The sequence below is a fragment of the Actinotalea sp. JY-7876 genome (assembly GCF_014042015.1).
Classification (GTDB): Bacteria; Actinomycetota; Actinomycetes; order Actinomycetales; family Cellulomonadaceae; genus Actinotalea.
Window position 1 is genome coordinate 3,423,535 of record NZ_CP059493.1, and the last position, 25,984, is coordinate 3,449,518.

Sequence of the window (25,984 nt, forward strand, 5' to 3'; positions counted from 1 at the left end):
CGGGCCCCACCGTGTCCTGGTCCCCCGTCGGCGGCGCCGCGCCCGCGACACCCCCGTACGCCGCGCCGAGCGCCGCCGCGGCGGCTCCGGCGCGCCGGTCGGCGTCGCGCTTCGCGCACCTGCGCTCGCGCCTCGAGCTGCCGCTCGCACGGCGCGCGACGGGGCTGCTCGACGGGCGCCACCGCTCGATCCTGCAAGGCCACGGCCAGGACTTCGACGACCTGTCGCTCTACAGCCCAGGCGACGACGTCGGCGACATCGACTGGAAGTCCAGCGCCCGGGCCGGCATCCCCGTCATCCGGCGCTTCGTGCGTCAGAGCAACCTGAGCCTCGTGCTGGCGGTGGACACCGGCCGCACCATGGCGGCGGCCGCCGCCGGCGGCGAGACCAAGGGCGCGGTCGCGCTCGACGCCGCGACGCTGGTCGCCTACCTCGCACGCGACCGCGGTGACCGCGTCGCGCTCGTGGCCGGCGACGAGGAGCGTCTGGTCCAGCTCCCCCCGCGCGCGGGCACGGGCCACCTGGAGCTCCTGCTGCGCCACGTCGAGCGCGCGTACGAGGTCAAGGCGCCGCCGTCCGACGTCGGCCGGCTGCTCGCCCGCGTCGGCGCGCTCACCCGCCGCTCCCTGGTCGTGCTGGTCACCGACGAGGCCAACCCGACCGTCGCCCACCACGACGCCCTGAAGACCGTGTGCCTGCACCACGAGGTCCTCGTCATCGCGGTGGCCGACGCCGACCCGTTCGAGGCCGTCCCGGGCACGACGCGCGACGTCGGCGACGGCTGGGCGGTCCCCGCGTGGCTGCGGGGCCGCGACGACGTCCGCCGCGCCGCGGCCGCCGCCCGCGCGCGGCGCTCCGCCGAGCGCGCCACCATGCTGCGCCGCCTGCAGGTGCACGACGTCGTCGTGCGCCACACCGACGACGTCGTGCCCGCGCTGATCTCGCTGCTGGACCGGAGCCACCGTGCCCGTCGATGAGCTCAACGACCCCGTCCTGTACTCGTGGTGGGTCCCCGTGCTGGGCGTGCTGCTCATGGCGCTCGCGGTCGCGTACGTCGTGTGGGCCGTGCGGCACACGCGCCGCCGCCCCGAGCACGACGCGCCGCCGCCCCCGCCGATACGACGGCTCGGGCCGTACGACGACCCCTTCGCGACAGTGCGGCCCGTCTACCTGGCCAAGGTGGACGCGCTCGAGCAGCGCTTCGCCGCGGGCGAGCTCGACACGCGCGCGCTCCACCTCGAGCTCAGCGCGGTCGTGCGCGAGTTCGGCACCGTGCGGCGCGGCGTGGACACGCGTGTGCTGACGCTCAGCGACCTGCGCCGGGTCGACGGCACCCGGACCCTCGCCAACCTCATCGAGACGTACTACCGCCCCGCGTTCGCCCGGTACGGCGCCCTCGGCGCGTCCAGCGAACGGGCGATCCAGGGCGCGCGGGAGGTGATCCGGCGATGGTGACCTCGACCGTCTGGGACCTCGTGTGGCCGTGGCTCCTCGCCGTGGTGCTGCTCGCCGTCGCCGGCGCCGCGTTCTGGGGCTGGCGCACGCGTCCGGCCCGCACGGACGCCTCGCGGTGGGTGGCCCACACCGAGGAGCTCGAGGAGCTGCCCGAGGTGCGCCGCGCGGTGCGCCAGTACTCGATCGTGCGCGGGGCCGCCGTCGGCGCCCTCGCCCTCGCGCTCGTGAGCACCGCGGTCCTGGCCGCCCGGCCCGTCGACCGCGAGACGCGCACCGACACGTTCGGCACGCGCGACATCGTGCTGTGCCTGGACGTGTCGGGGTCGATGGTCCCCTTCGACTCGGAGATCGTGGCGACCTTCGCTGACCTCGTGGAGGGCTTCGACGGCGAGCGCATCGGGCTGTCGGTCTTCAACTCCACGTCGCGCACGGTCTTCCCGCTCACGGACGACTACGCGCTGGTCCTCGACGAGCTGGCGATCGCCGAGGAGGCGCTGCGGTTCGACATCGAGAACTTCGACCCGCTCGACCCGCTGACCTGGGACGGCATCGAGCCGCTGCTCGACTTCGTCGCGGGCACCGAGGGCGTCCCGGCGCAGGCCTCGCTCATCGGTGACGGCCTGGCGAGCTGCGCGCTGCTGTTCGACGAGCAGGACACCGAGCGGTCGCGCTCGATCATCCTGGCCACCGACAACGACCCCTACGGCGAGCCGGTGTACACCCTGCCGCAGGCCGTCGACCTCGTGAGCGACCGCGACGTCGACCTCTACGGGCTCTACGGCGGCGACGAGATGCTGCGCGGCTCGCCGCAGAACGAGGAGTTCACGAACGCGATCGAGGAGGCCGGGGGCATGTCCTGGTTCGCGGAGGACACCGCGGCGGTCGAGGCGGTCATCGAGGACGTCACCGAGCAGCAGGCCGTCGCGCTCGACGCCGAGGCCGAGCGCCTGGTGACGGACCGGCCGATGCCGTGGTTCGCGATCCTCGTCGTCGGGCTGCTGCTCCTGCTCGGCCTGCGCTGGCGGGTGGGCGAATGACGCTGCGACCCCTGATCCCGCTCTGGCTGCTGCTGCTCGTGCTGCTGCCGGTCCTCGCGTTCGCCGTCCGGCAGGCCGTCGCCGGACCGGCCGCGACGCGCGGCCGGTGGTGGCTGCGCGCGGGCACCGTCGTGGCCGTCACCGCCCTCGGGCTCGGGCCGTCCGTGCCCGCCGTCACCGACCAGCAGGTCGGCGTCGCGGTCGACGTGTTCTTCGTCGTGGACCGCACGGGCTCGATGGCCGCCGAGGACTGGTCCGCGGACGGCCTGCCGCGGCTCGACGGCGTCCGGCACGACCTGCCGGCGATCGTCGGCGCGATGCCCGGCGCCCGCTACTCGATCATCGCGTGGGACAGCCAGGCCAGCCGGCAGCTGCCGCTGACCACCGACGCGCGCGCCGTGCGGTCGTGGACGCAGACGGTGCGCCAGGAGGCCACCGACTTCTCGACCGGCTCGCTGGTCGACCGCCCCCTCGAGCCCCTGTCGCGCGCGCTGACCGGCGCCCAGGAGCGCAACCCCGGCCACGTGCGCCTCGTGTTCTTCCTGTCCGACGGCGAGCAGACGACCGACGGCGTGCCGGAGTCCTACGAGGCGCTCGCGCCGCTGATCGACGGCGGCGCGGTGCTCGGCTACGGCACGGCCGAGGGCGGGCGCATGCGCTCGTACGACGGGTCCCTCGACCCGGCCCCCGACGCGCCCTACATCGTCGACCCCGACACCGGGTCCGAGGCCGTCTCCGTCATCGACGAGGCCGCGCTGCAGACCGTCGCCGACCAGCTCGGCGTGCCCTACGCGCACCGGGGCGGGCCCGACGATGTCGCGCCGCTGCTCGAGGGCATCGACCCCGAGGAGATCGCGACCGACGGCCGGCGCGACACGCACCTGTGGCGGGCGATGACCTGGCCGCTCGCGCTCGTCGTGGCGGGGCTGCTCGGCGCCGAGGCCTGGCTGACCGCGCGCGGCTGGGTGCCCCTGCGCCGAGGGAGGGCCGACGCATGACCGTCACACCGCTCGAGCGGCAGCGCCGCGTGCGCCGACGCTGGCTGGTCTGGGCGACCCTGCCCCTCTGGCTCGGCGCCTTCGTCTTCGGGACGCACCTCGCGGTGATGAACATCGTCGCCGCGACGGCGCGTGGGCAGTACCACGACGGCAGCATCGGCGGCGCCGCCGTCGGCTGGACGTTCCTCAAGAGCACCGACCCGGTCGAGAAGTGGAAGGCGCCGTTCGGCCTGGGCACCACCCTGACCAAGGGCGAGGACGGCATCCTCGGCCAGTTCTACCTGGTGGACGCGCTCGAGGTGGCACCCGACGACCCGACGACCCAGTGCCTCATCCTCATCAACTACGCGATCGCGCTCGAGATGACGGGCGACGAGGCGCTCGCGTCCGCCAAGGAGCTCGCGGCGTGGGCCGACGAGGCGCAGAGCTATGTGGACGCCGGGCAGGAGTACCCGCCCGGCGTGCCGTGGTCCGACGCGACGCCCGAGGAGCTCCGCGCCGACGCCGCCGAGGAGGCCGAGTGGGCCGAGCGCGACTACGCGGAGGCCGTCCAGGCGCGCGAGGAGTGCGAGCCCGAGGGCCAGTCGTCCGAGCAGCAGCAGCAGAACGAGGAGAGCAGCGAGCGCCTGGAGGAGAAGCAGGAGGAGGCGCAGGGCGAGCAGGAGCAGCAGGAGCAGGAGCAGGAGCAGGACCAGAGCGAGGAGGAGCGGCGCCAGGAAGAGCTCGAGCAGCGCAACCGCGAGGCGCAGCAGCAGGCCGAGCGCGAGCGCCAGGAGCAGGAGGGCGAGGGCGGCGCCGGCACCAAGAACTGGTGACGGACGGGCCCCCGGAACCTCCGGGCGCCACGCGCGTCGATCCGTTCGGGACGGCGCGCCGTGAGACCCACGTCACCGGATAGGTTGGCACGCACGCGGACCGCCCTCCGGCGGACCGCAGGAAGGGACGAGCGATGAGCACCCAGGACCCGAATGCGGCGCAGGCCGCGCGGCTGGCCCCGCCCGCCACGGTCGAGCAGCCGCTCGTCCTCTCGGCGCCCGAGCCGATCAGGCCCGTCGCGGCGACGGCGGCCCCCGCCATGGCGCCCGCCGTCGACGCGGCGGCGATCCCGGGGCTGGACGCGAAGGTCGACACCTACCTCTCGTCGCTGCTCGCGGCCGAGGCCGCCTCGCCCGCGTTCGCCGCCCAGGCCGCCGACGTGCGGACGATGGGCGACCGTGACATCCGCTCGGCCGCCGAGTCCTCCAACCGGCTGCTGCAGACCCCGGTCCGCGCCATCACCGAGGGCGGTCTCGCGTCGGGCTCCAAGGTCGGCAGCACGCTGCTCGAGCTGCGGCGCACGGTCGAGGACCTGGACCCGTCCGAGGCGTCGGCGACGAAGAAGTTCCTGGGCATCTTCCCGTTCGGCGAGAAGCTGACCGACTACTTCCGCAAGTACCAGTCCGCGCAGTCGCACCTCAACGCGATCATGCACTCGCTGCGCGACGGGCAGGACGAGCTCCGCAAGGACAACGTCTCGCTGAACATGGAGAAGACGGCGCTGTGGGAGGCCATGGCGCGGCTCAACCAGTACGTCTACGTCTCCGAGCGGCTCGACGCACGCCTGTCGGCGACCATCGCCGACCTCGAGGCCACCGACCCCGACAAGGCCCGCGCCCTGCGCGACGACGTGCTCTTCTACGTCCGCCAGAAGCACCAGGACCTGCTGACCCAGCTGGCGGTCTCGATCCAGAACTACCTCGCGATCGACATCCTCATCCGCAACAACATCGAGCTCATCAAGGGCGTGGACCGCGCGTCGACCACGACGCTCTCGGCGCTGCGCACGGCCGTCATCGTCTCCCAGGCGCTGACGAACCAGAAGCTCGTCCTGGACCAGATCACCGCCCTGAACACGACGACATCGAACCTCATCGAGCGCACGTCGCAGATGCTCAAGGACAACTCGGCCGCGATCCAGGAGCAGGCGGCCTCGGCGACGATCGGCCTGCCGCAGCTCCAGACCGCGTTCGCGAACATCTACGCCACGATGGACGCGATCGACACCTTCAAGGTCGAGGCGCTCGACTCGATGGCGACGACGATCGGCACGCTCCAGACCGAGGTCACCAAGTCGCAGTCGTACCTCGACCGCGTCCGGCAGCACGACGAGCGGACCGCCGCCGGCAGCCTCGACCTCGACGGCACGGGCGGCGGCCGGTGACGGTGGGGGCGCGCCCGCAGGCGGCCACGAGGTCCGGGACGGGTGCGCATGGGCGCGTTCGGTGACCTGCTGGCGCGCCTGACCGGACGCAGCGCGCAGCCGTCCCCGCCCCCGGGGCCCACGGTGCCCGCGGTGCCGACCGCCGCGGACCTGCTGGCGGCGCTCGACCGGGTGGAGGCGCTCGTGGCCGACGGCGCGGTGCCCGGCCCGGTCGCGTCGCGCGTCGGCCGGGTGGTGCGCGTGGTCCGCGACGCCGTCCCGCGCCTCGAGCGCCTCGGCGCGGGCAGCGAGACGGCGTACGTCGTCATGGCCACCGCGACCGACTACCTGCCCGAGGCCGTGACGAGCTACCTGCGCCTGCCCCGCGAGTGGGCGAACTCGCGCCCCGTCGACAACGGGCGGACGTCGCTCATGGTGCTCATCGACCAGCTCGACCTGCTCGGCCGCACGATGGACCAGGTGCTCGACGCGGTGAACCGCTCGGACGCGGCGGCCCTGGTCGCGCACGGCCGCTTCCTCACCGAGAAGTTCGGCCACGCCTCCTCGGGCGGCGCGCTCGACGTCGGCACGGGCGGCGGCACGCCGGGTCCCGACGGCGCGGACGACGGCCGCCTGCGACCGCCCGGGAGCGTCGCGTGACCGGCCTCGCCGCGGCGCTCGACGCCCTGGCCGACGTCGGCCGAGGTGCCGGCCTGCCCGACGACGCCGTGCGCGCCGAGGGCGCGGCGCTCGCCGCGACGCTGGCCGAGTCCGCGCCCGGGGCGCCGGCGGACTGGGCGACGGCGGTCGACCCGTCGCCGCTGCCCGCGAGCCAGGCGTTCTTCGACGCGGCCGCCCGGGGTCGGCGGTGGCGCACGGCGCCCACGGACCTGCTCGCGCGGCTCGCGACCGAGGGCTCGGACCGCACGGACGCCTACGCCGACGCGCTGCTCGGCGTCGCGACGGCGGCGTGCACGCTCGGCACCCCGACCGAGCGCGTGGTGGCCAACGCGACGCGCGCGTGCGCGGCCCAGATCGCCGCCGTGCCCGGCCGCAGCCTCGCGGACCTGACCCGGGTGGGGGCGGCCGGGCCGACGGCGCCCGGCACCGCGGACCGGGGGGCGCCCGGCGCCGTCCGGACCGCCCCTGCCGGCACCGCCGAGCCCGAGCCGGAGCCCGAGCCGGAGCGCCGCTCGGTCGAGGAGCTCCTGGCCGAGCTCGACGCGCTCGTCGGCCTCACCGACGTCAAGCGCGAGGTGCACCAGCAGGCCGCCGTCCTGCGGATGGAGAAGCTGCGCGCGGCGCACGGCCTGCGCACCCCCGCGATCTCGCGGCACCTCGTCTTCACCGGCAACCCCGGCACGGGCAAGACGACCGTCGCGCGGCTCGTCTGCGGCATCTACGCCGCCCTCGGGCTGCTGGCCAAGGGGCACCTCGTCGAGGTCGACCGCTCCGAGCTCGTCGGCCAGTACCTCGGGGAGACCGCGGTCAAGACCTCGGCGGTCGTCGCGAGCGCCATCGACGGGGTGCTGTTCATCGACGAGGCCTACGCGCTCGCCGGCGACCAGTACGGCCGCGAGGCGGTCGACACCCTGGTCAAGGAGATGGAGGACCACCGCGAGGACCTCGTCGTGATCGTGGCGGGCTACCCCGGTCCCATGGCGCGCTTCGTGGACAGCAACCCCGGCCTCGAGAGCCGGTTCCGCACGACGGTGCAGTTCGCGGACTACTCCGACGAGGAGCTCGAGGCGATCTTCGTGCGGCTCGCCGAGGCCGCGGACTTCACGCCGACGCCGGAGTGCCTCGTGCGGTTCCGGGAGATCCTCGCGGCGACCCCGCGCGGCGAGGGCTTCGGCAACGGCCGCTTCGCGCGGAACGTGCTCGAGGGCGCCATCGGCCGCCACGCCTGGCGCCTGCGCGACGTCGCCGAGCCGACGGCGGACGACCTGCGCCTGCTGCTGCCGCGCGACCTCGAGGAGCGCCCGGACGAGCCCCTCGCCGTCGGGACCGACGCGGGGACCGACACCGCGACCGGCACGGGCCCCGACGCCGACGCCGCACCGACCGCCGAGCCGACGATCGCACCCACCGAGCCGACCGCCCAAGGAGGCGCCGCGTGACCGCTACGGCCCCACCCGGACGGCCCGCCCCGCCCGCGGCCTGGCCGGGACCGCCCGGGCAGCGCCCCGGCGCCCCGACGGGCGCCCGCGCGACCGGCGCCGCGCTGAGCACCACGGGCGGCACCGGCACGGCCGTCGCCACCGTGCCGGGCACCTCGGTCCCCCTGCCCACCGGCCGCCCGACGCCCCGCCGGATGCGGCTCGTCGCCCTCGGGCTGGTCGCCGTGGGAGTGCTCGTCGGGCTCGTCGGCGCCTGGTCGTTCAGCAACGCGGACGCGGCGCTCGAGCGCGCCGACGCCAACGCGGCCCAGCTGGTCCGCCTCCAGGAGCTGCAGACCCGGCTCGTCAGCGCCGACGCGAGCGCGACCAACGCCTTCCTCGTGGGCGGGCTCGAGCCGCCGGACCGGCGCGCGGTCTACGACGACGCGATGACGACCGCCGCCGAGCTGGTGGCGCAGGCCGCGCGCGCGCAGCCGGCCGACGGCACCGCCCTCGCGGCCCTGAACGTGGCGATGCTCGACTACGCCGCCGACGTCGAGCAGGCCCGGGCCGCGAACCGCCAGGGCCTGCCGGTGGGGGCGCAGTACCTGCGCAACGCCAGCGCCACGCTGCGCGCTGACGCGCTGCCGGTCCTCGCCGCGCTGATCGAGGCCAACGAGGACCGCGTGAGCTCGGAGTTCGGTGCCGCCCGGGCGGCCTGGATCCCGGTGGTCCTGGTCTCGCTGCTGGCCCTCGGCGCCGTCGTCGCCGCCTCGGTGTGGCTCGCGCGCCGCACGCACCGCTACCTCAACCTGCGGCTCGTCGGGGCGGGCGTGGTGCTGCTCGTGCTGCTCGTCGGGTCCACCGTGACCCTGGGCTCGGTGTCCACGGCCGTCGACCGCACGCGCGTCGGGGACTTCGCGGCCGCCAGCGCCCTGTCCCGCGCGCGCCTCGCGGCCTACGACGCCAAGGCGAACGAGAGCCTCACGCTCATCTCGCGCGGGTCCGGCGCCGCGTTCGACGAGGCGTGGGAGGCGTCGAGCGCCATCACGCTCGACACCCTGCGCGACGCGCACGTCGCCGGCGCGGAGGACCTCCGGTCCGCGTGGGACACCTACGCCACCAGCCACTACCTGGTGCGCGACGCCGACGCCGCGGGTGAGTGGGACCTCGCCGTCGAGGACGCGACGAGCGACGCCGAGGACTCCGTCAACGCGACCTTCGCCGCGTTCGACGCCCGGACGGCCGACGCGCTCGCGGAGGCCTCGCAGGGGACGTCGGACACCCTGGCGGAGGCGCGCAGCGGGCTCGGCCTCGCCGTGTGGCTCGCCGCCCTCGCCGGGCTCGCGGTGGCCGGGCTGTCCTGGACCGGCTTCGCCCGACGGATCGAGGAGTACCGGTGAGCGCGACCACCCGAGGAACCCGCGGCGTCACGATCCGCCGCGCCGTCGCCGCGCTCGCGGTGGCGGCCGCGACCGTGCTGACGGGCTGCACGTCCGGGGCGTACCCGGAGACGGCGGTGCCGACCCCCGAGCCGACGGCGCCGGCCGACCCCCCGGCCGCCGCCGAGCCCGCGCAGTGCGCCGACCCGCTCATGTCCTACGCCCCGCAGGGGCCCCCGCCCCCGCCCGGCCAGGTGCCCGACGGGTCGACGATGGCGGAGATCCGTGACTCCGGCCGCCTGGTCGTCGGGGTCTCGGCCGACTCGCTCCTGCTGGGTGCGCGCGACCCGATCTCGGGCCAGATCCAGGGCTTCGACATCGACATGGCCCGGCTGGTCGCCGAGGCGGTCACGGGCAGTGCCGACCGCCTCGAGCTGCGGGTCATCACGGCCGCCCAGCGCCTGCCGCTGCTCCAGGACGGCACCGTGCACCTCGTGGCGCGCAACCTGAGCATCACGTGCGACAGGTGGGAGGAGATCGCGTTCTCCGCCGAGTACTACCGCTCGGGCCAGAAGCTCCTCGTGCCGCTCGAGTCGACCGCGATGTCGCTGGACGACCTGGCCGGCCAGCGCGTGTGCGCTCCCGCGGGCTCGACGAGCCTCGCCAAGCTCGAGGAGTTCGAGCAGGTCGAGGCCGTGCCGGCGGCCACCCACACCGACTGCCTGGTGCGCTTCCAGCAGGGCGAGGTCGACGCCATCACGGGTGACGACACCGTCCTGGCCGGACTCGTCGCGCAGGACCCCTACGCCAAGGTCGTCGGCGAGGCGTTCACCGCCGAGCACTACGGCCTGGGCATGAACGCGGACGACGTCGACCTCGTGCGCTTCGTCAACGCCGTGCTGGACCAGGCGAAGGCCGACGGCACCTGGACGGCGTCGTACGACCGGTGGCTCGCCGACGCCCTCGGCGCCGCCCCCGCGCCCCCGGCGTCGGTGTACGGACGATGACGCGTGCGAGCCGGTGACACCGTGAGCGCGCCGCCCGTCGCGCCCGACGCGCCCGCCGCGTGGGGTCGCCCGGTCGCGCCCACCGCCATGGCGGGCTACCTCGAGCGGCTCGCGGCGTGGCGCGACGCGCGCCGGTCCGAGCTCGACGCGCTGGACCGGGCGGCGCTCGCCTCCACCGACGACCTCACGGGTGACGTCACGCTCGCGATGGCCCTGTGGCAGTCCGTGGCCACGCGCCACGACGAGCTCGTGCGCGTGTGGGACGGCGGGCGCGTCGGCAGGGTCGAGCTCGCCCGCCTCAGCGCGATGATCTGGGGCCGGTCCGACGCCGCCGTGGTCGCCACGGGCGGCGCCGCGCCCGCGACCACGGGGGTGTCCCTGCCCGAGGCGTGCCGCCTGTCCGACGCCGTGACCGCCCAGCTGCGCCGCCGGCTCGCGCTCGAGACCGTGTCCGCCGACCTCGCCGGGCACCTCGCGGCGCTCCGCGCGAGCGTCGAGCGGATCCGGGACCTCGTCGCGGCCGCACCCGCGGGCCGCGCCCGCACCGAGGCGACCGCCGTGCTCGGGCGGCTCTCGGAGCGGGTCGACGACGTCACGGCGCGCGCCCGGCGGGGCGCCGACGTCGGCGGCCTGGTCGGACCGCTCGAGACCGACGTCGCGCACGCCGAGCGGGATCTCATCGTGGGCGCCGCCACGCGGCGGGACGACGAGCGCGACCTCGAGCGCGCGCGCGCCTGGCGCACCGAGCTCGACGCCCGCGACGACGAGGTGGCCGCGCTCGCCGACCGCTGCGTCGCGCAGGTCGCCCCGGCGCCGGTCCTCGGCATCCCGCGCGTCGACGCGCTCGGCCCCGTGCCGAGCGACGCGGGCGAGGTCGACGCCTACCTCGTGCGCCTCGACGCCGTCGAGCGCGCCCTGGCGCGGGCGCAGGAGGCGTACGCCGCCCCGCTCGCCGAGCTCACGGACCTGCGGGGGCTGCTCGACGCGTCGCGCGCGCAGGCCGCCGCGCGCGGGCGCGACCGCTACCCCGAGGTGGCGGCGCTCGCCGGGCACGCCGCCGCGGTGCTGGCCGCCGCGCCCGTCGACCTGCCGCGCGCACGCGCGGTCGTCGGCGCCTACCGCAACCTCATCGACGCGCCGCCGCCGGCGCTGGCCCCCGACGCCACCCCTGGACGGAGCTCATGACCTGCACCCAGCCCGGTTGCACCGGCACGATCGTCGACGGCTACTGCGACGTCTGCGGCTCCCCGCCCGACGCCGCACCCGCCGCGGCCGCCGGGTCCGGCACCACGCCCGCCCGCGCGGCGGCCGGCGCCGCCCCGGACGCCGGACCCGCGGGGGCCGACGGCGCGACGTCGACCCGCACGTCCAGCCGCCTCGCCTCGACCGCCATGGGCTCCGCGCGCACGGGACGGACCACCGGCGTCACCCGGCGCGTCGGCGGCTCGTCCAAGCGCCTGCGCGCCGCGCGCCTCGGCGCCGGCCTGACGACCATCGCGCCCGCACCGCCGATCGACGCCGCGACGGCGATCATGGCGAACCCCGAGGTGGCCGAGCACAAGCGGTTCTGCCCCTCGTGCGGCGCCGAGGTCGGCCGCTCCGTCGACGGGCGGCCCGGGCGCACGGAGGGCTTCTGCCCGCAGTGCCGCTCGCCCTACTCGTTCACGCCCAAGCTGAAGCCCGGCGACCTCGTCGGCGGGCAGTACGAGGTCGCCGGCGCGCTGGCCCACGGCGGGCTGGGCTGGATCTACCTCGCGCGCGACAAGAACGTCTCCGACCGGTGGGTGGTCCTCAAGGGCCTGCTCAACACCGGTGACGCCGACGCGCTCGCCGCCGCGATCGCCGAGAGCCAGTTCCTGGCCCAGGTGGAGCACCCGCGCATCGTCGAGATCTACAACTTCGTCACGCACGAGGGCGCCGGCTACACCGTCATGGAGTACGTCGGCGGGCACTCCCTCAAGGGCCTGCTCAAGGAGCGCATGGAGGCGGCGGGCGGACGGTACGACCCGTTCCCCCTCGACCAGGCGATCGCGTACGTGCTCGAGATCCTGCCCGCGTTCGAGTACCTGCACGACCTCGGCCTCGTGTACTGCGACTTCAAGCCGGACAACCTCATCCAGATCGGCGACGACGTCAAGCTCATCGACCTCGGCGGCGTGCGCCGGATCGACGACCAGGACTCGGCGATCTACGGCACGGTCGGGTACCAGGCGCCCGAGGTCGCCGAGATCGGCACGTCGGTCGCCTCCGACATCTACACGCTCGGCCGCACGCTGCTGGTGCTCGCGATGGAGTTCCGCGGGTACCAGTCGACGTACGTGGCGAGCCTGCCGCCCGTGGACCAGACGCCGCTGTTCCAGCGGTACGACTCCTTCTACCGGCTCGTGGCCAAGGCGTGCGCGCCCGACCCGGCGGACCGGTTCGCCACCGTGGCCGAGCTCCGCGTCCAGCTCCACGGCGTCCTGCGCGAGGTCGTCGCGATCGACCGCGCCGCGGGCGACACCGACGCCGCCGCGACCGACGCGGCTCCCTCCCTGCTGTTCCACGGGCCGGACTCGGCGACCGCCGTCGCGGGCTGGCAGGACCTGCCGGCGCTGCGCGTGGACACCGGCGACCCCCAGACGGGCTGGCTGGCGACGGTCGACGTCCGGGACCCGCAGGCGCGCCTGGTCCAGCTCGAGCGCGCTCCCGAGCGGTCCGCCGAGGTGCTGCTCGCCATCGCGCGTGCCGCGCTCGACGCCGGCCGCCGCGACCTCGTCTCCAAGGCGGTCGACGAGCTGCTCGCGGCGGACCCGTGGGAGTGGCGGGCGGTGTGGTTCCAGGGGCTCGCGGCGCTCGCCGCGGGCGACGGCCACGGGGCGCAGGCGTCCTTCAACGCCGTCTACGGGCAGGTGCCGGGCGAGCTCGCGCCCAAGCTCGCGCTCGCGCTGGCCTGCGAGGCGAGCGGCGAGCCCGAGATCGCCGAGTCCCTCTACGCGACGTGCGCGCGGACCGACGCCGCCTACGTCCCGCCGTCGGCCTTCGCGATGGCGCGCATCCGGGCCGCGCGCGGCACGGTCCGCGAGGCCGTCGCCGCCCTCGACCTGGTCCCCGCGACGTCGCGCGCGTACACCGAGGCGCGGCGCCAGCGCGCCGCCCTGCTCGTCGCGTCCGACGGCGGGCTGCCGGCGCTCGCGGAGGCGATGACGTCGCTGCACGACGTCGGCATCGACCCCGCCGAGCGCACGCGGCTCACGGCCGGCGCCCTGGAGGCGGCGCTCGCGCACGTCCGCGAGCACGGTCCGCAGAAGGCGGTGACCATCGGGACGTGGCCCGCCGAGGAGAAGTCGCTGCGCGACGGGCTCGAGCGCACCTACCGCGAGCTCGCGGCGGCGGCGGCCACGCCGGCCGAGCGCATCGCGCTGGTCGACGCCGCCAACGGCGTGCGGCGCTGGACGCTGCGGTGAGCGCGCCGACGACGGACGGTCCCGTGGTCTGCGCCGGCTGCGGCACGGTCGCGCCCCTCGGGGCCCGCTTCTGCGAGGAGTGCGGGGCCGACCTGCCCCTGGTGGCCGCCCCGCCGCCGCAGCCGGACGTCCGGCGGGAGTCGGCGCCCACGGTGCCGACAGTCGCGCTCCGCTCCTCCGCCCGCGGCGGGCGCCGGGCGGCGGCGGTCGCACCGCCGGTGACGCGCGCGTGCGCCGAGTGCGGAGGCGACGTCGACGCCGACGGCTACTGCACCCAGTGCGGGACCAAGGCGCCGCTGCCGCGCGACCACATGATCGAGCAGCCCCAGCCGTGGGTCGCGTCGGTGAGCGACAGGGGCCGCCGCCACCACCGCAACGAGGACGCCGCGGCGGTCGACGCCGCGCCCGTGCCCGGGACGTGGGCCGCCCTCGTCGTGTGCGACGGCGTCTCGAGCTCCGAGGCCTCGGACGTGGCCTCGCTCGCGGCGGCGCGCGCGGCGTGCGACGTGCTCGTGCGCGAGCGCGGCGCCGGTCTGGCGCAGGGCTCAGCGCTCGCCGCGCTCGCCGCCAAGCGGCTGGCCGCGGCCGGCGCGGCCGCCGCCAAGGCGGTCGAGGAGGTGACGCACGACGAGCACGGCGACAGCCCGCCGTCGTGCACCTTCGTGGCCGCCGTGCTGGACGGCGAGCGGCTCACGGTCGGCAACGTCGGCGACAGCCGGGCGTACTGGCTGCCCGACGCGGGCGAGCCGGCCGTGCTCACCACCGACGACTCGTGGGCCGCCGAGCAGATCGCCGACGGCGTCCCGCAGGCGGACGCCGAGGCGGGCCCGCAGGCCCACGCCATCACGCGCTGGCTCGGCGTCGACGCGCACGACCAGGTCCCCCGCGTCACCCACCTGACGCTCGACGGCCCGGGCTGGCTGCTGCTGTGCTCGGACGGCCTGTGGAACTACTGCTCGGAGCCGACGGCGGCGGCGGGCGTGGTCGCTCGGGCCGCGGCGGGAGCGGGCGGCGAACCGCTCGCGACCGCGCAGGCCCTGGTGCGGTGGGCGAACGCGCAGGGCGGCAAGGACAACATCACCGTCGCGCTGGCGAGGCTCGACACCCCTACGGTTGCGACAGCACGGACCCACGAAGGAGACCCGGCATGACGAGCTTCACCGCGGCGGTGTACCAGAACGAGTTCCTGGCGGACGGCAGCACGGACGTGCACGCGATCGTCACGGTCGAGTGCAGCGGGGCCGGCCAGGCCGGGCAGAGCGGCGGCGGGGGCGCGGCCGAGCTGGTCCTCATCGACACCTCCGGCTCGATGGGCCACGAGGGCGTGCGGGCCGCGCAGGAGGCCGCGAACGCCGCGCTCGACCAGGTGGTCGAGGGCACGTGGTTCGCGGTCATCGCGGGCAGCCACGTCGCGCGCCTCGTGTACCCGACGGACGTGCGCGAGGGCGCGATGACGCGCATGGACCGGCGCACGCGCGAGGAGGCGCGGCGCGCCATCGCGACGCTCGCGCCCGACGGCGGCACGGCCATGGGGACGTGGCTCGAGCTGGCGGCGCGCGTGGCGACGTCGGTGCCGGGCGTGACGCAGCGCCACGCGATCCTGCTCACCGACGGCAAGAACCAGCACGAGTCGCCGCAGGAGCTGGACGCGCGCCTGCGCTCCGCGATCGGCGTCTTCCAGTGCGACTGCCGCGGGGTCGGCGCGGCGTGGGAGGTCGGCGAGGTGCGCCGCATCGCGCAGGCGCTCATGGGCACGGTCGACCTCATCCCGCGGCCGGACCAGATGGCCGCGGAGTTCGCGTCGCTCATGCGGGCGGCGATGAGCCGGGGCGTCGCTGCGGCGGACCTGCGGGTGTGGGCGCCGCAGGGCGCGCAGGTGCTCTTCGTCCGGCAGGTCTCGCCGTCGGTGGAGGACCTGACGCCGCGCCGGCGCGAGGTCAACCCGCTCACGGGCGCGTACCCGACCGGCAGCTGGGGCGACGAGTCGCGCGACTTCCACGTCGCGGTCCGGCTGCCCGCGTCGCGCGCCGTCGGCCAGGAGCAGCTCGCGGCGCGCGTGCAGCTCGTCGTCGGCGACGAGGTCACCGCCCAGGGCCTGGTCAAGGCGCAGTGGTCGGACAACAGCGAGCTGACGGCGCAGATCAACCCCGAGGTCGCGCACTACACGGGCCAGGCCGAGCTCGCCCAGGTCATCCAGGACGGCCTCGCGGCGCGCGCGATGGGCGACGAGCGGACCGCGACGGCGAAGCTCGGGCGCGCCGCACAGCTCGCGGCGCAGACGGGCAACGAGGAGGCGACGTCGAAGCTGCGTCGCGTGGTCGAGATCGACGAGCCGGCGACCGGCAAGGTACGGCTCAAGAAGGACGTCGCCAAGCTCGACGAGATGGCGCTCGACACGGCCTCGACCAAGACGACGCGGGTGCGCAAGTGAGCGCGGTCTGCCCCCAGGGGCACACGAGCGCGTCGACGGACTACTGCGACACCTGCGGCGCGCCGATCGCCGCGGGCGCGGCGGGCGGTGGTGCGGGTGCGGGAGGCGCGGCCCCGGCGCGCCCGGCGGCTCCCGCGCCGTCGGTGCTGTCGGGCGGGGTCGCGTGCCCCAACTGCCAGACGAACAACGTCGACGGCGCCCTGTTCTGCGAGGCGTGCGGGTACGACTTCACGACCGGGGCGCTCCCGCGCGGCAGCGCGCCGGCGGGCAGTCCGGCGGGCGGTTCGGTCGCTGGTCCGGCGGGTGCGCCGGCGGGTGGCGGTGCGCTCGGCGGTGCGGAGGGCGGTGCCGCGGCCGGTGGTCCGGCTGGTGAGCCGGCTCCGGGTGCGGCGTCGACGGGTGCTCCGGCCGGTGGCGGCTCCGCGGGCGCAGGGGCGGCCGGCGCGGCGGCGTCGTCGGGCCCCGGGCCTGTCGCGCCCGCCGTCCCGCTCGAGTGGGTCGCCGAGGTGTGGGTGGACCCGGACTGGTACGCGGAGCAGGACCAGGCCGACCAGCCGTGCCCGTCGCCGGGCCTGCCGACGACGGTGCCGCTGACGGTCCGGTCGCTCCTCGTGGGTCGCGTCTCGCGCAGCCGGAACATCCACCCGGAGATCGACTGCGGCACCGACGCGGCCGTGAGCCGCCGCCAGGCGCAGCTCACCACCGACGGGTCGCGCTGGTTCGTGGAGGACCTCCAGTCCTCCAACGGCACGTACGTCGGCTCGGCGGGCGGCCCGCTCCCGACGCAGGCCCTGGTGCCGGGTCAGCGGCGCGAGCTCGCCGAGGACGACCGCGTCTACGTCGGGGCGTGGACCCGCATCGTCATCCGCAGGGCCACCCCGGAGGAGCGCACCGCCTGACGCCCCGAGCGCGGAGCGTCGTGGCGAGACACACCGGCGTGTCCGGGCACCACGCTCCACACGGGCGCACCCACCACGCCACCACCGCACCACCCCATCAGCGCGGAGCGTCGTGGCGAGACACACCGGCGTGTCCGGGCACCACGCTCCACACGGGCGCACCCCACCACCGCACCACCGCACCAGCCCATCAGTGCGGAGCGTCGTGGCGAGACACACCGGCGTGTCCGGGCACCACGCTCCGCGCTGCGGTGCCGGTGCCGGTGTTGGTGCCGGTGTTGGTGATGGGTGGGCGTCAGGGGGGCCCGGGGTCGCCCGGATCCGCCGGGCGGGCCAGCCACGCGAGCGCGCCGTGGGCCGCCGCGACGCCCGTGCTGAACGACGCCTGGAGCAGGTAGCCGCCGGTCGGGGCCTCCCAGTCGAGCATCTCGCCGGCGACGAACGTGCCCGGCAGCCGCCGCAGCATCAGCGACTCGTCGACCTCCGACCACGCGACCCCACCGGCCGACGAGATGGCACGGTCGATGGGCATCGTCCCCGTGACCGCGACGGGCACGGCCTTGACCAGCGCTGCCACGGCCGCCGGGTCACTGGGCAGGGCGCCGCCCACGGACTCGCGGAGCAGGGCCGCCGCCACCGGGTCCAGCCCGAGCGCGCGCCGCAGCGCCGTGGCCGTGGAGTCCTTGGGCCGACGCCGACCCCAGCGCTCCGCCAGCTGGGTGGCGCTGCGGTCGGGGCGGAGGTCGACCTCGAGCACGCAGCGCCCGTCGGCGTCGAGCGCGTCGCGCACGGCGGCGCCGATCGCGTACACCGGGCCACCCTCGATCCCGCTGCGGGTCAGCATCGCGTCACCGCGCGCCGTCGCGCCGGACCGCCCCCGCACCGACACCTGCACGTTCTTCACCGGCGACCCGGCGCACCGGTCGGCGAAGCCGGGCGACCAGACCACGCACAGCCCGACGTTGGCCGCGCGCAGCGGCGTCACCGCGACGCCCCGCTCGGCGAAGGGGCCGACCCAGCCGCCGTCCGCACCGAGTCGCGGCCAGGACGCCCCGCCCAGGGCGAAGAGCGTGACGTCGGCGGCGGCCACCTCGGTCACCGTGCCGTCGGGGGCGACGAGCCGGAGCCCGTCCCCGTCGGTCCACCCGGTCCAGCGCCGGCGCCGCTCGATGCGCACCCCGAGGTCGGCCAGCCGCGCCAGCCAGGCCCGGACCAGCGGCGTCGCACGAAAGGAGCGCGGGAACACGCGCCCGCTCGACCCGACGAAGGTCTCCTCGCCGAGCCCGGCGCACCACGCGCGCAGGTCCTGGGGACCGAACGCCTCGAGCATCGGGCGCAGGCGGTCCGCGGCCGCGCCGTAGCGGGCCACGAACCGCTCGGCGGGCTCGGTGTGGGTGAGGTTGAGCCCGCCGTGACCGGCCAGCATGAACTTGCGCGCCACCGACGGCATCGCGTCGTACACCGTGACGGCCACCCCCGCCTCCGCGAGGCGCTCGGCGGCGATCAGCCCGGCCGGCCCCCCGCCGACGACGGTCGCGGTCCTGCCCCGGACGACGTCGGCCGCGGTCACCGGGGTGTCCGCACGGGTGCGACGCGGGAGGGCATCCCGCGACGGTAGTCGAGGCCGGCGCCGCCGTGCCCCGCCGCCCGGCCCGACGGCGAGCTCGGCGAGCCCCCGGAGGTCCGCGGCGGCGGTGTGGGAGCCTACGGGGCGTGCGACACGGATCGAGGGTGCCCCTGCCGGGCCGGACGCGAGCCCGACGACGTCGTCGGGGCCCGGTGCTCGCGCCGCTCGCGGTGACGCTGCTCGCCCTCGCGGCGGGCTGCGCGGCGTCCGACCCACCGTCCGGTCCACCGCCGGAGCACGAGATCCCCTCGCTCGGGCCCGACCAGGTCTGGGTCGTCGCGATCTCCGACCCCCGCGGCGACCTGGGCGACTGCGCGCAGGACGCGGCCGTCGCACAGGCCCTCATGACGACGGACGAGCCGGCCTCGCACATCTCGATGGTGCTCGTCGCCGAGGCGACACAGGCCGACGTCGAGCGCGTCCTGACGTGCGTCGACGACGCACTGACGAGCGGCGACGTGACCGTCACCACCACGCCGGGCTGACCGCTTCGCGGCGGGACCGCCTAGACTGGCAGCGCTAAGTGGGCAGTTCCGTGTGTGGGGTCGGGCGCACGGGTACTCGACGTACCCGGAGACACCCCACATGACGCAGGACCTTCAGACCTCACCCCCGCGCGCCACGCGCGCCGCCTCGGACCGCCCCTCGCTCGTCCGGGCGGGTGGCCTCCCCTTCCTCACGACGGCGCTCCTCGGACGCCTCCCGTCGTCGACGATCCAGCTCGGGCTGCTGATGTTCGTGGCCGCGTCCGGCCTCGGGGTCGGCCTCGGCGGGCTCACGGTGGCCGCGGTCGGCGTCGGCACCGCGATCGGGGCACCGCTCGTCGGCCGCTCGGTCGACCGCTGGGGACCGTTCCCCGTCGTCGTCGCGGCGACGGCCGTGCAGGTCAGCGCGCTGCTCGGGGTGCTGGCCGCGACCTCGACCCACGCCCCGACGTGGCTGCTCATCGTGAGCGCCGGACTGGTCGGCGCCGCGAACCCCCAGGTCGGCTCGATCGCGCGGTCGCGCTGGTCGCACCTCGCGCGCCGCACCGGGCGCCCGGACCTCGTGCACCGGGCACTCGGCTACGAGGTGGCCGCGGACGAGGTCGGGTTCGTCGTCGGCCCCGTCGCCGCGAGCCTGCTCGTCGCGTTCCTCGGACCGGTGCCGGCGCTGTGGGTGCTGATCGGCTTCGCGCTCCTGGGCCAGGGGGCGTTCGCCGTCCACCTGCGCGGCGACCGCGCCTCCTGGGTCTCGCGCGCGACGACGTCGGCGGGCCTCCTGCCCGGCGCCGGCCAGCGCCTGCGCCTCGCCCCGCTCGTCGCGCCCCTGCTCGCGTGCCTCGCGGTCGGCATGGCGTTCGGGTCGACCCAGACCGGGCTGACCGCCGTCAACGAGCTGCGCGGCACGGAGGCACTGACCGGCGTCATCTACGGCTGCGCGGGCCTCGGCAGCGGGATCGCGAGCCTGGCGGTGACGCGCTTCGCCCGTCGGTTCGGGCTCGGCGCGCGCGTCGTCGTCGGCGGGGCCGCGGTGCTGCTCGGTGCGCTCGGTCTCGGGACGCTGCCGGGCGCCCTCGGCGCCGCCGCCTACGCCACCCTGCTCGGGCTCGGCGCGGGGACGCTCCTGGTCAGCAGCTACTCACGCGGCGAGGCCGTCGCGCCGCCGCGCCTCGTCGCCTCGACCATGACCCTGCTCGCGACAGCGCTCGTGCTCGGGGTCTCGGCCGGTGCGGCACTCAGCGGCGTGCTCGCCGCCACGCCCGCGTACGCGTTCGTGCCGGCGGCCGCGGCCGGCGTCCTCGGGATCGTCACGGGCCTGGCCCTCCGCAACCACCGCGACCGAACCCAGGCCTGAGCCCCGCCGGCCACGACCGACCTCCGCCCGCTGAGCACGTCCGTTCCACGCCACTGCGTCCTGCGCAGCCGACGTGGTGGCGTGGAACGGACGTGCTCGCCCAGGGGTCGGGCGGGCGGGGGGCGTCAGCCCCAGACCAGGCCCTGGCCCGGCTCCTGGAGGACGGCGGCGACGTCGGCAAGGAAGCGCGAGCCGAGCGCGCCGTCGACCAGGCGGTGGTCGAACGACAGCGCGAGCTGCGTCACGTGGCGCTTGCGGATCTTGCCCTTGTGCACCCACGGCTGCTCGCGGATCGCGCCGAACGCGAGGATCGCGGACTCGCCGGGGTTGAGGATGGGCGTGCCGGAGTCGATGCCGAAGACGCCGACGTTGGTGATCGTGATGGTGCCGTCGGCCATGTCGGCGGGCTGCGTCCGGCCGGCGCGCGCGGTCGACGTCAGGTCCGCGAGCGCGACCGCCAGCCCGTGCAGGTCCAGCCGGTGCGCGTCCTTGATGTTGGGCACGATCAGCCCGCGGGGCGTCTGGGCCGCGATCCCCAGGTTGACGTAGTGCTTGTAGACGATCTCCTGCGCCTCGTCGTCCCAGGACGCGTTGATCTCCGGGTGGCGCCGCACCGCGAGCAGCACCGCCTTCATGGCCACGAGCAGCGGCGTCACCCGCACGTCCGCGAACTCGCGGTCGTCGCGCAGGCGGGCGACCAGGCGCATCGTCTTGGTGACGTCGACCGTGTGGAACACCGACACGTGCGGGGCGGTGAACGCGCTCGCGACCATCACCTCGGCCGTGCGCTTGCGCACCGAGCGCACCGGGACGCGCGTGGCCCGTCCGTCCGGGGTCACCGTGCCCGACGCGAGCCACGGCTGGTCGTCCGCCGGGTACGTCACCAGCGGCTGCACCTGGTTGGCCTGCGAGCGCGCGATCACGTCCTCGCGCGTGACGATCCCGCCCGGACCGGTCGGGCGCACCGTCGCGAGGTCCACGTTCAGGTCGCGCGCGAGTTTGCGGACGGGCGGCTTGGCCAGGATCTGGCGCGACTGCTCCGTGCGCTCGGCGGCCGACGGCGGCACGGGCGCCGACGCCGGCTCCGGCGCGGTCCGGCGCGCACGCCGGGTCGCGCTCTGCCCGCTGACGCCGTAGCCGACGAGGACCGCCCCGCTCGCGCCGTCGTCGGCGGCGGGCGGCTCGGGCGCGGCGTCCACCGCGCCGCCGGCGGCCGCGCCACCCTCGGACGCTCCGGGGTCGGGCGCCCCGTGCGGGTCGGTGTCGACGGTGATGATCGCCGTCCCGACCTCGACCGTCGTGCCGGGCTCGGCCAGCAGCGCGGTCACGACGCCGGCCCACGGACACGGCAGCTCGACCAGCGACTTCGCGGTCTCGATCTCCACGATCGGCTGGTTCACGACGACGGTGTCGCCGACGGCGACGTGCCAGGCCACGATCTCGGCCTCGGTCAGGCCCTCGCCGGCGTCGGGAAGGCGGAACTGCTCGTACGTCGGCACGGGGGCCCTCTCCTCGGTCGGGTCAGAACGCCAGCGCGCGGTCGACGGCGTCGAGGACGCGGTCGAGGCTCGGCAGGTACTCGTGCTCGAGCCGCGCGACCGGGTACGGCGCGTGGAACCCGCCCACCCGCAGCACCGGCGCCTCGAGGTGGAAGAAGCACTCCTCGGTGATGCGCGCCGCGACCTCGCCGCCGGTGCCGTACAGGACGGGCGCCTCGTGGACGACGACGCAGCGGCCGGTCCGGCGCACCGAGGCGGCGATCGTCGCGGTGTCCAGCGGGGAGATGGTGCGCAGGTCGACGACCTCGATGCTGGTGCCGTCGGCGGCGGCCGCCTGGGCGGCCCGCAGCGCGGTGGCGACGGTGGGACCGTGCGCGACGAGCGTGAGGTCGGTGCCCGGCCGGGCGATGCGCGCACGGTCCAGGCCGTCGCTCGTCGCCGTGCCGTAGGAGAAGCCGCGGTCGACGTCGCCCTTGTCCCAGTACCGGCCCTTCGGCTCGAAGAAGAGCACGGGGTCCGGCGAGGCGATGGCCTCCTGGATCATGGTGAACGCGTCCGCAGGGCTCGCGGGCGTCACCACGCGCAGGCCGGCGGTGTGCGCGAAGAGCACCTCGGGCGACTCGCTGTGGTGCTCGACCGCGCCGATGCCGCCGCCGTACGGCACGCGGATGACCACGGGCAGGGCGAGCCGGCCCCGCGAGCGGTAGCGCATCTTGGCGAGCTGCGTGGTGATCTGGTCGAACGCCGGGAAGATGAAGCCGTCGAACTGGATCTCGCACACGGGCCGGTACCCGCCCAGCGCGAGGCCGATCGCGGTGCCGACGATGCCGGACTCGGCGAGCGGCGTGTCCACCACCCGGTCCGGGCCGAAGTCCTTCTGCAGGCCGTCGGTGACGCGGAAGACGCCGCCGAGCCGGCCGATGTCCTCGCCCATGAGCAGGACCTTCGGGTCCTCCTCGAGCGCGGCGCGCAGGCCGAGGTTGATCGCCTTGGCGAGCGTGACCCGCTCGACCTCGGGGACGGCGCTCATCGGCGTGCCTCCGCTCCGGGAGCGGCCTCGAACGAGGCCTCGTACTGCTCGAACCAGGCACGCTCGGCGTCGACGACGGCGTGGGGACCCGCGTAGACGTGCTCGAAGAGGGTCGACGTCGGCGGCCGGTCCATCGCGCGGACCGCCGCGCGCAAGTGCTCGCCGAGCGCCTCGCCCTCCGCGTCCAGCGCGGCGACGAACGCGGCGTCGAGCTCGCCGAGCGCCTCGAGGTGCAGCCGCAGGCGGTCGATCGGGTCGCGCCGGCGCCACGCCTCCTCCTCGGCGGCGGAGCGGTAGCGCGTCGGGTCGTCCGACGTCGTGTGCGCGCCCATTCGGTAGGTGTAGGCCTCGATGAAGGTCGGCCCGTTGCCCGAGTGCGCGCGCTCGAGCGCCTCGGCGGTGACGGCGTAGCAGGCCAGGACGTCGTTGCCGTCGACCCGCACGCTCGGCACGCCGAAGCCCTTGCCGCGCTCGACCAGCGGCACGCGCGACTGGTTCTCGGTGGGCTCCGAGATCGCCCACTGGTTGTTCTGGCAGAACAGGACCAGCGGCGCGTTGTTCACGGCCGCGAAGACGAACGCCTCGTTGGTGTCGCCCTGGCTCGTGGCGCCGTCACCGAAGTACGTCACGACGGCGGCGTCGCGCGCGGGGTCGCCCGTGCCGACGGCGCCGTCGCGCTGCAGGGCCATCGCGTACCCGGTGGCGTGCAGCGTGTGCGAGCCGATGACCAGCGTGTAGAGGTGGAAGTTGTGCGCGCGGGTGTCCCAGCCGCCGTGGTCGACGCCGCGGAACTGCCGCAGGATGTCGACCAGGTCGAGGCCGCGCGTGTGGGCGACGCCGTGCTCGCGGTAGGACGGGAACACGTAGTCCTGCGGGGCCAGCGCGCGGCCCGAGCCGACCTGCGCGGCCTCCTGGCCGAGCGCCTGCGGGAAGAGGCCCAGCTCGCCCTGGCGCTGGAGCGCCGTGGACTCGGTGTCGAACCGGCGCACGAGGACCATGTCCCGGTACAGCCCGCGCAGCGCCTCGGCGTCCAGGTGCTCGATGCGGCGGTCGTACTCGGGGTGGGCGACCCGCTCCCCGGTCGGGGTGAGCAGCTGGATCATGTCGGGCTCGTTCACGCAGGGTCCTTCCGGTGACGGCCTGGGCTAACTTACGTCAGCGTAGGCTACGGAACCGTAGGTTTGGCCTGTCGGCCGCCGACAACGTCGGCGGGCCCGCCGTTGTGACGACTCTCCAACTCCGGGCGCCGCCGCGCACCCCGACACGCGGCGGCGCCCCTGCTCAGGCGGGGGTCGGCGAGGGGTCGAGCGCCTCCTGCCGCTCCGGCGTCGGCGCCGCGGTCGTCGGCGCGGAAGACGTCGGTGCGGAGGACGTCGGTGCCGACGTCGCCGGTGCCGGCCGCCGCGCCAGGGCGACGGAGGCCGCCGTCGCGAGCGCCAGGGCCGCGAGCGCCGCGACGCCCGCCGCGGGGCTCGTGCTCCACCTGCCCGCCATGATGAGCAGGGCCGGGACGGTGCAGGTCGGGATCCCCAGCAGCACGAGGAACCAGCCGGCGAACCGGCCGAGGTCCAGCGTGCCCACGTGCGTGCGGCCCAGGCCGAGCAGGAGGAAGAACAGGGTCCACATCACCGCCCACGTCGCCCAGATCACGGCGAACGCCGGATCCGTCGCGACGGTCGTCACGGCGTAGTACGTCGCGATCCCCGCCACGAAGATGCTGTACCAGCCGAAGCCCTGCGGCTCGATCCTGAAGACGGTCAGCAGCCCGAACCACAGGTACGTGATGCCGAACAGGTAGCTGGGCCACGTGGCCTGCAGCACCCCCGGCTCGGTGCCGTGCTGGACCAGCACGATCGTCGGGAGCAGGACCTGCGCGGTCCCGACGAAGAAGTTCAGCGGCGCGGCGCTGCGTGCGGGCACGACCCCGAGGGTCGACAGCCCGTTGACGAAGAGCACGACGCCGACGAGGAGCAGGCCGACGTCGCCCATCAGCGCGCCACCAGCCCGGCGAAGGTCTCCGAGGAGATCACCGGCGCGAAGAAGCTCGTGATGCGCTCGAACGCCGCCGCCTCCTGGTCCGGGCGCTGGGCACCGGTGGCGTCGCCGATGACGATCGGGAGCAGGCCGTGGTCCCGCGCGGCCCGCGCGTTGCCCTCGATGCACCAGTCGAGGTGGATGCCGGTGATGACGACGACCTCGACCCGCTTGCGCGCCAGCTCGAGCGGCAGGTCGGTGCCGACGAACGCGGTCTGCAACGCCTTCTCGGAGAGCTCGTTGTCGCCGGGCTCGACGAGCGCGCGCAGGTCCCCGACGAGCTCGTCGTCCCACGCGACCTGCTCGGGCGTCGCGTCGATCGCACCCGTCCAGGACGCGTACTGGGCGCGGTCGAAGTCGGACTGCGGGTAGCCGTCCCGGAAGACCGAGTAGCCGATCCAGTTGAACGAGACGAAGTTGGGCGCGCGGCGCGCGGCCCGCACGGCGCGAACCGTCGCGGGCAGGCTGCCGCGGAAGGCGTGCCCCTCGGCGTACTGGACGCCCCCGGGCTCGTAGAGCGAGTTGGACTGGCTCACGGACAGGAAGGCGGCGGGTCGGCTGAGGATCTCGCGCAGGTCCAGCCCGGCCCAGTGCGCGGGCAGCGGCGGGATCTGGTCGACGTTGGTCCCGGGGAAGTCGGCCGGGTCGAGCGGCACGGGCGCCAGCGGCGTGGTGCGGCGGGTGTCGAGAGCGGTCATGGTGTCTCCTCGGCGGCGCGTGAGGGCGGCGCTGGGTCGGGTCGAGCTGAGCTGGGCGGGGACGGTCCGAGCGGTGGTGGACCGGTCCGGCGGCGCGGCAACGCGGCCGGGTGCCCGCGCGCGGCGGTCGGCTGCGGCGGGCGGGATGCGCGCGGGCGGGCTCGGGTCGGGATCGAGCGGCCGCGCGGCGGCGGGGGCGCCGGGTCCCCGTCGGGGAGGGCGCCGAGTCCTCGCAGGACTCAGCCGGGCATTCGACAGCTGCGCACGGCGCAGGCGGAGCACCGGCGGTCGGCCGCCGGGAGGGCGCGACACGACCGCGACGACGAC

Annotated in this window: 23 protein-coding genes; 17 read left to right on the top strand and 6 right to left on the bottom strand. The window is 75.8% G+C overall.

What is annotated here, in order from left to right:
- Window positions 1–11 precede the first annotated feature (11 nt).
- The 15 genes from H2O74_RS15860 to H2O74_RS15930 all read left to right on the top strand — a co-directional run bounded on the left by H2O74_RS15860 (window position 12) and on the right by H2O74_RS15930 (window position 16,933).
- Window positions 12–977 (top strand): DUF58 domain-containing protein, encoded by a 966-nt coding sequence (locus H2O74_RS15860; protein WP_182112455.1) that lies wholly within the window; start codon window positions 12–14, stop codon window positions 975–977.
- Complete coding sequence (locus H2O74_RS15865; protein ID WP_182112456.1) at window positions 964–1,455, top strand: hypothetical protein; 492 nt, start codon at window positions 964–966, stop codon at window positions 1,453–1,455. The genes H2O74_RS15860 and H2O74_RS15865 overlap by 14 nt, the downstream gene beginning before the upstream one ends.
- Window positions 1,449–2,492 carry a VWA domain-containing protein gene (locus H2O74_RS15870; protein WP_182112457.1) on the top strand — a complete coding sequence of 348 codons (1,044 nt, stop codon included), beginning with the start codon at window positions 1,449–1,451 and terminating at the stop codon, window positions 2,490–2,492. Before H2O74_RS15865 ends, H2O74_RS15870 begins: the two co-directional genes overlap by 7 nt.
- Window positions 2,489–3,490: a VWA domain-containing protein gene (locus tag H2O74_RS15875; RefSeq protein ID WP_182112458.1), complete on the top strand. Its 1,002-nt coding sequence runs from the start codon at window positions 2,489–2,491 to the stop codon at window positions 3,488–3,490. Before H2O74_RS15870 ends, H2O74_RS15875 begins: the two co-directional genes overlap by 4 nt.
- The gene (locus H2O74_RS15880; RefSeq protein WP_182112459.1) at window positions 3,487–4,305 is read left to right on the top strand and encodes a hypothetical protein; all 819 of its coding nucleotides are present in this window, start codon (window positions 3,487–3,489) and stop codon (window positions 4,303–4,305) included. Before H2O74_RS15875 ends, H2O74_RS15880 begins: the two co-directional genes overlap by 4 nt.
- A gap of 134 nt (window positions 4,306–4,439) precedes the next feature.
- Entirely contained in the window at window positions 4,440–5,690 is a 1,251-nt protein-coding gene (locus H2O74_RS15885) for a toxic anion resistance protein (protein WP_182112460.1), read from the top strand.
- Window positions 5,691–5,738: 48 nt separating this feature from the next.
- Window positions 5,739–6,329, top strand: a complete 591-nt coding sequence (locus H2O74_RS15890) for a hypothetical protein (protein ID WP_255491679.1) — start codon at window positions 5,739–5,741, stop codon at window positions 6,327–6,329.
- On the top strand, window positions 6,326–7,789 hold the full coding sequence (locus tag H2O74_RS15895; protein WP_182112461.1) for an AAA family ATPase: 1,464 nt from the start codon (window positions 6,326–6,328) through the stop codon (window positions 7,787–7,789). The genes H2O74_RS15890 and H2O74_RS15895 overlap by 4 nt, the downstream gene beginning before the upstream one ends.
- Window positions 7,786–9,171 (top strand): hypothetical protein, encoded by a 1,386-nt coding sequence (locus tag H2O74_RS15900; RefSeq protein WP_182112462.1) that lies wholly within the window; start codon window positions 7,786–7,788, stop codon window positions 9,169–9,171. The genes H2O74_RS15895 and H2O74_RS15900 overlap by 4 nt, the downstream gene beginning before the upstream one ends.
- The gene (locus tag H2O74_RS15905; RefSeq protein WP_182112463.1) at window positions 9,168–10,157 is read left to right on the top strand and encodes a glutamate ABC transporter substrate-binding protein; all 990 of its coding nucleotides are present in this window, start codon (window positions 9,168–9,170) and stop codon (window positions 10,155–10,157) included. Before H2O74_RS15900 ends, H2O74_RS15905 begins: the two co-directional genes overlap by 4 nt.
- Before the next feature lie 21 nt (window positions 10,158–10,178).
- Window positions 10,179–11,342, top strand: coding sequence for a hypothetical protein (locus H2O74_RS15910; RefSeq protein ID WP_182112464.1), 1,164 nt, complete (start codon window positions 10,179–10,181; stop codon window positions 11,340–11,342).
- A complete protein-coding gene (locus H2O74_RS15915) occupies window positions 11,339–13,603 on the top strand; it encodes a serine/threonine-protein kinase (RefSeq protein ID WP_182112465.1) in 2,265 nt (754 codons plus the stop codon). Before H2O74_RS15910 ends, H2O74_RS15915 begins: the two co-directional genes overlap by 4 nt.
- Window positions 13,600–14,754 (top strand): PP2C family serine/threonine-protein phosphatase, encoded by a 1,155-nt coding sequence (locus H2O74_RS15920; protein WP_182112466.1) that lies wholly within the window; start codon window positions 13,600–13,602, stop codon window positions 14,752–14,754. Before H2O74_RS15915 ends, H2O74_RS15920 begins: the two co-directional genes overlap by 4 nt.
- On the top strand, window positions 14,751–16,034 hold the full coding sequence (locus tag H2O74_RS15925; RefSeq protein WP_182112467.1) for a VWA domain-containing protein: 1,284 nt from the start codon (window positions 14,751–14,753) through the stop codon (window positions 16,032–16,034). The genes H2O74_RS15920 and H2O74_RS15925 overlap by 4 nt, the downstream gene beginning before the upstream one ends.
- Window positions 16,031–16,933 (top strand): FHA domain-containing protein, encoded by a 903-nt coding sequence (locus H2O74_RS15930; protein ID WP_182112468.1) that lies wholly within the window; start codon window positions 16,031–16,033, stop codon window positions 16,931–16,933. The genes H2O74_RS15925 and H2O74_RS15930 overlap by 4 nt, the downstream gene beginning before the upstream one ends.
- 295 nt (window positions 16,934–17,228) lie before the next feature.
- Here H2O74_RS15930 and H2O74_RS15935 read toward each other — a convergent pair whose 3' ends face one another.
- Window positions 17,229–18,503: a TIGR03862 family flavoprotein gene (locus H2O74_RS15935; protein WP_182112469.1), complete on the bottom strand. Its 1,275-nt coding sequence runs from the start codon at window positions 18,501–18,503 to the stop codon at window positions 17,229–17,231.
- Window positions 18,504–18,712: 209 nt separating this feature from the next.
- Here H2O74_RS15935 and H2O74_RS15940 point away from each other — a divergent pair, with 209 nt between their 5' ends.
- Both H2O74_RS15940 and H2O74_RS15945 read left to right on the top strand, forming a co-directional pair.
- A complete protein-coding gene (locus H2O74_RS15940) occupies window positions 18,713–19,045 on the top strand; it encodes a hypothetical protein (RefSeq protein WP_182112470.1) in 333 nt (110 codons plus the stop codon).
- Window positions 19,046–19,145: 100 nt separating this feature from the next.
- The gene (locus H2O74_RS15945) at window positions 19,146–20,396 is read left to right on the top strand and encodes an MFS transporter (protein WP_182112471.1); all 1,251 of its coding nucleotides are present in this window, start codon (window positions 19,146–19,148) and stop codon (window positions 20,394–20,396) included.
- A 125-nt stretch (window positions 20,397–20,521) separates the two neighbouring features.
- Here H2O74_RS15945 and H2O74_RS15950 read toward each other — a convergent pair whose 3' ends face one another.
- From H2O74_RS15950 to H2O74_RS15970, 5 genes are all read right to left on the bottom strand, one after another.
- Window positions 20,522–21,895, bottom strand: a complete 1,374-nt coding sequence (locus H2O74_RS15950; protein ID WP_182112472.1) for a dihydrolipoamide acetyltransferase family protein — start codon at window positions 21,893–21,895, stop codon at window positions 20,522–20,524.
- 22 nt (window positions 21,896–21,917) lie between these two features.
- Entirely contained in the window at window positions 21,918–22,925 is a 1,008-nt protein-coding gene (locus tag H2O74_RS15955; protein ID WP_182112473.1) for an alpha-ketoacid dehydrogenase subunit beta, read from the bottom strand.
- A complete protein-coding gene (gene pdhA / locus H2O74_RS15960) occupies window positions 22,922–24,028 on the bottom strand; it encodes a pyruvate dehydrogenase (acetyl-transferring) E1 component subunit alpha (protein ID WP_182114342.1) in 1,107 nt (368 codons plus the stop codon). Before pdhA ends, H2O74_RS15955 begins: the two co-directional genes overlap by 4 nt.
- Window positions 24,029–24,206: 178 nt before the next feature.
- Entirely contained in the window at window positions 24,207–24,914 is a 708-nt protein-coding gene (locus H2O74_RS15965; protein WP_182112474.1) for an AmiS/UreI family transporter, read from the bottom strand.
- The gene (locus tag H2O74_RS15970) at window positions 24,914–25,657 is read right to left on the bottom strand and encodes a cysteine hydrolase (protein WP_182112475.1); all 744 of its coding nucleotides are present in this window, start codon (window positions 25,655–25,657) and stop codon (window positions 24,914–24,916) included. The genes H2O74_RS15965 and H2O74_RS15970 overlap by 1 nt, the downstream gene beginning before the upstream one ends.
- Window positions 25,658–25,984: the final 327 nt, after the last annotated feature.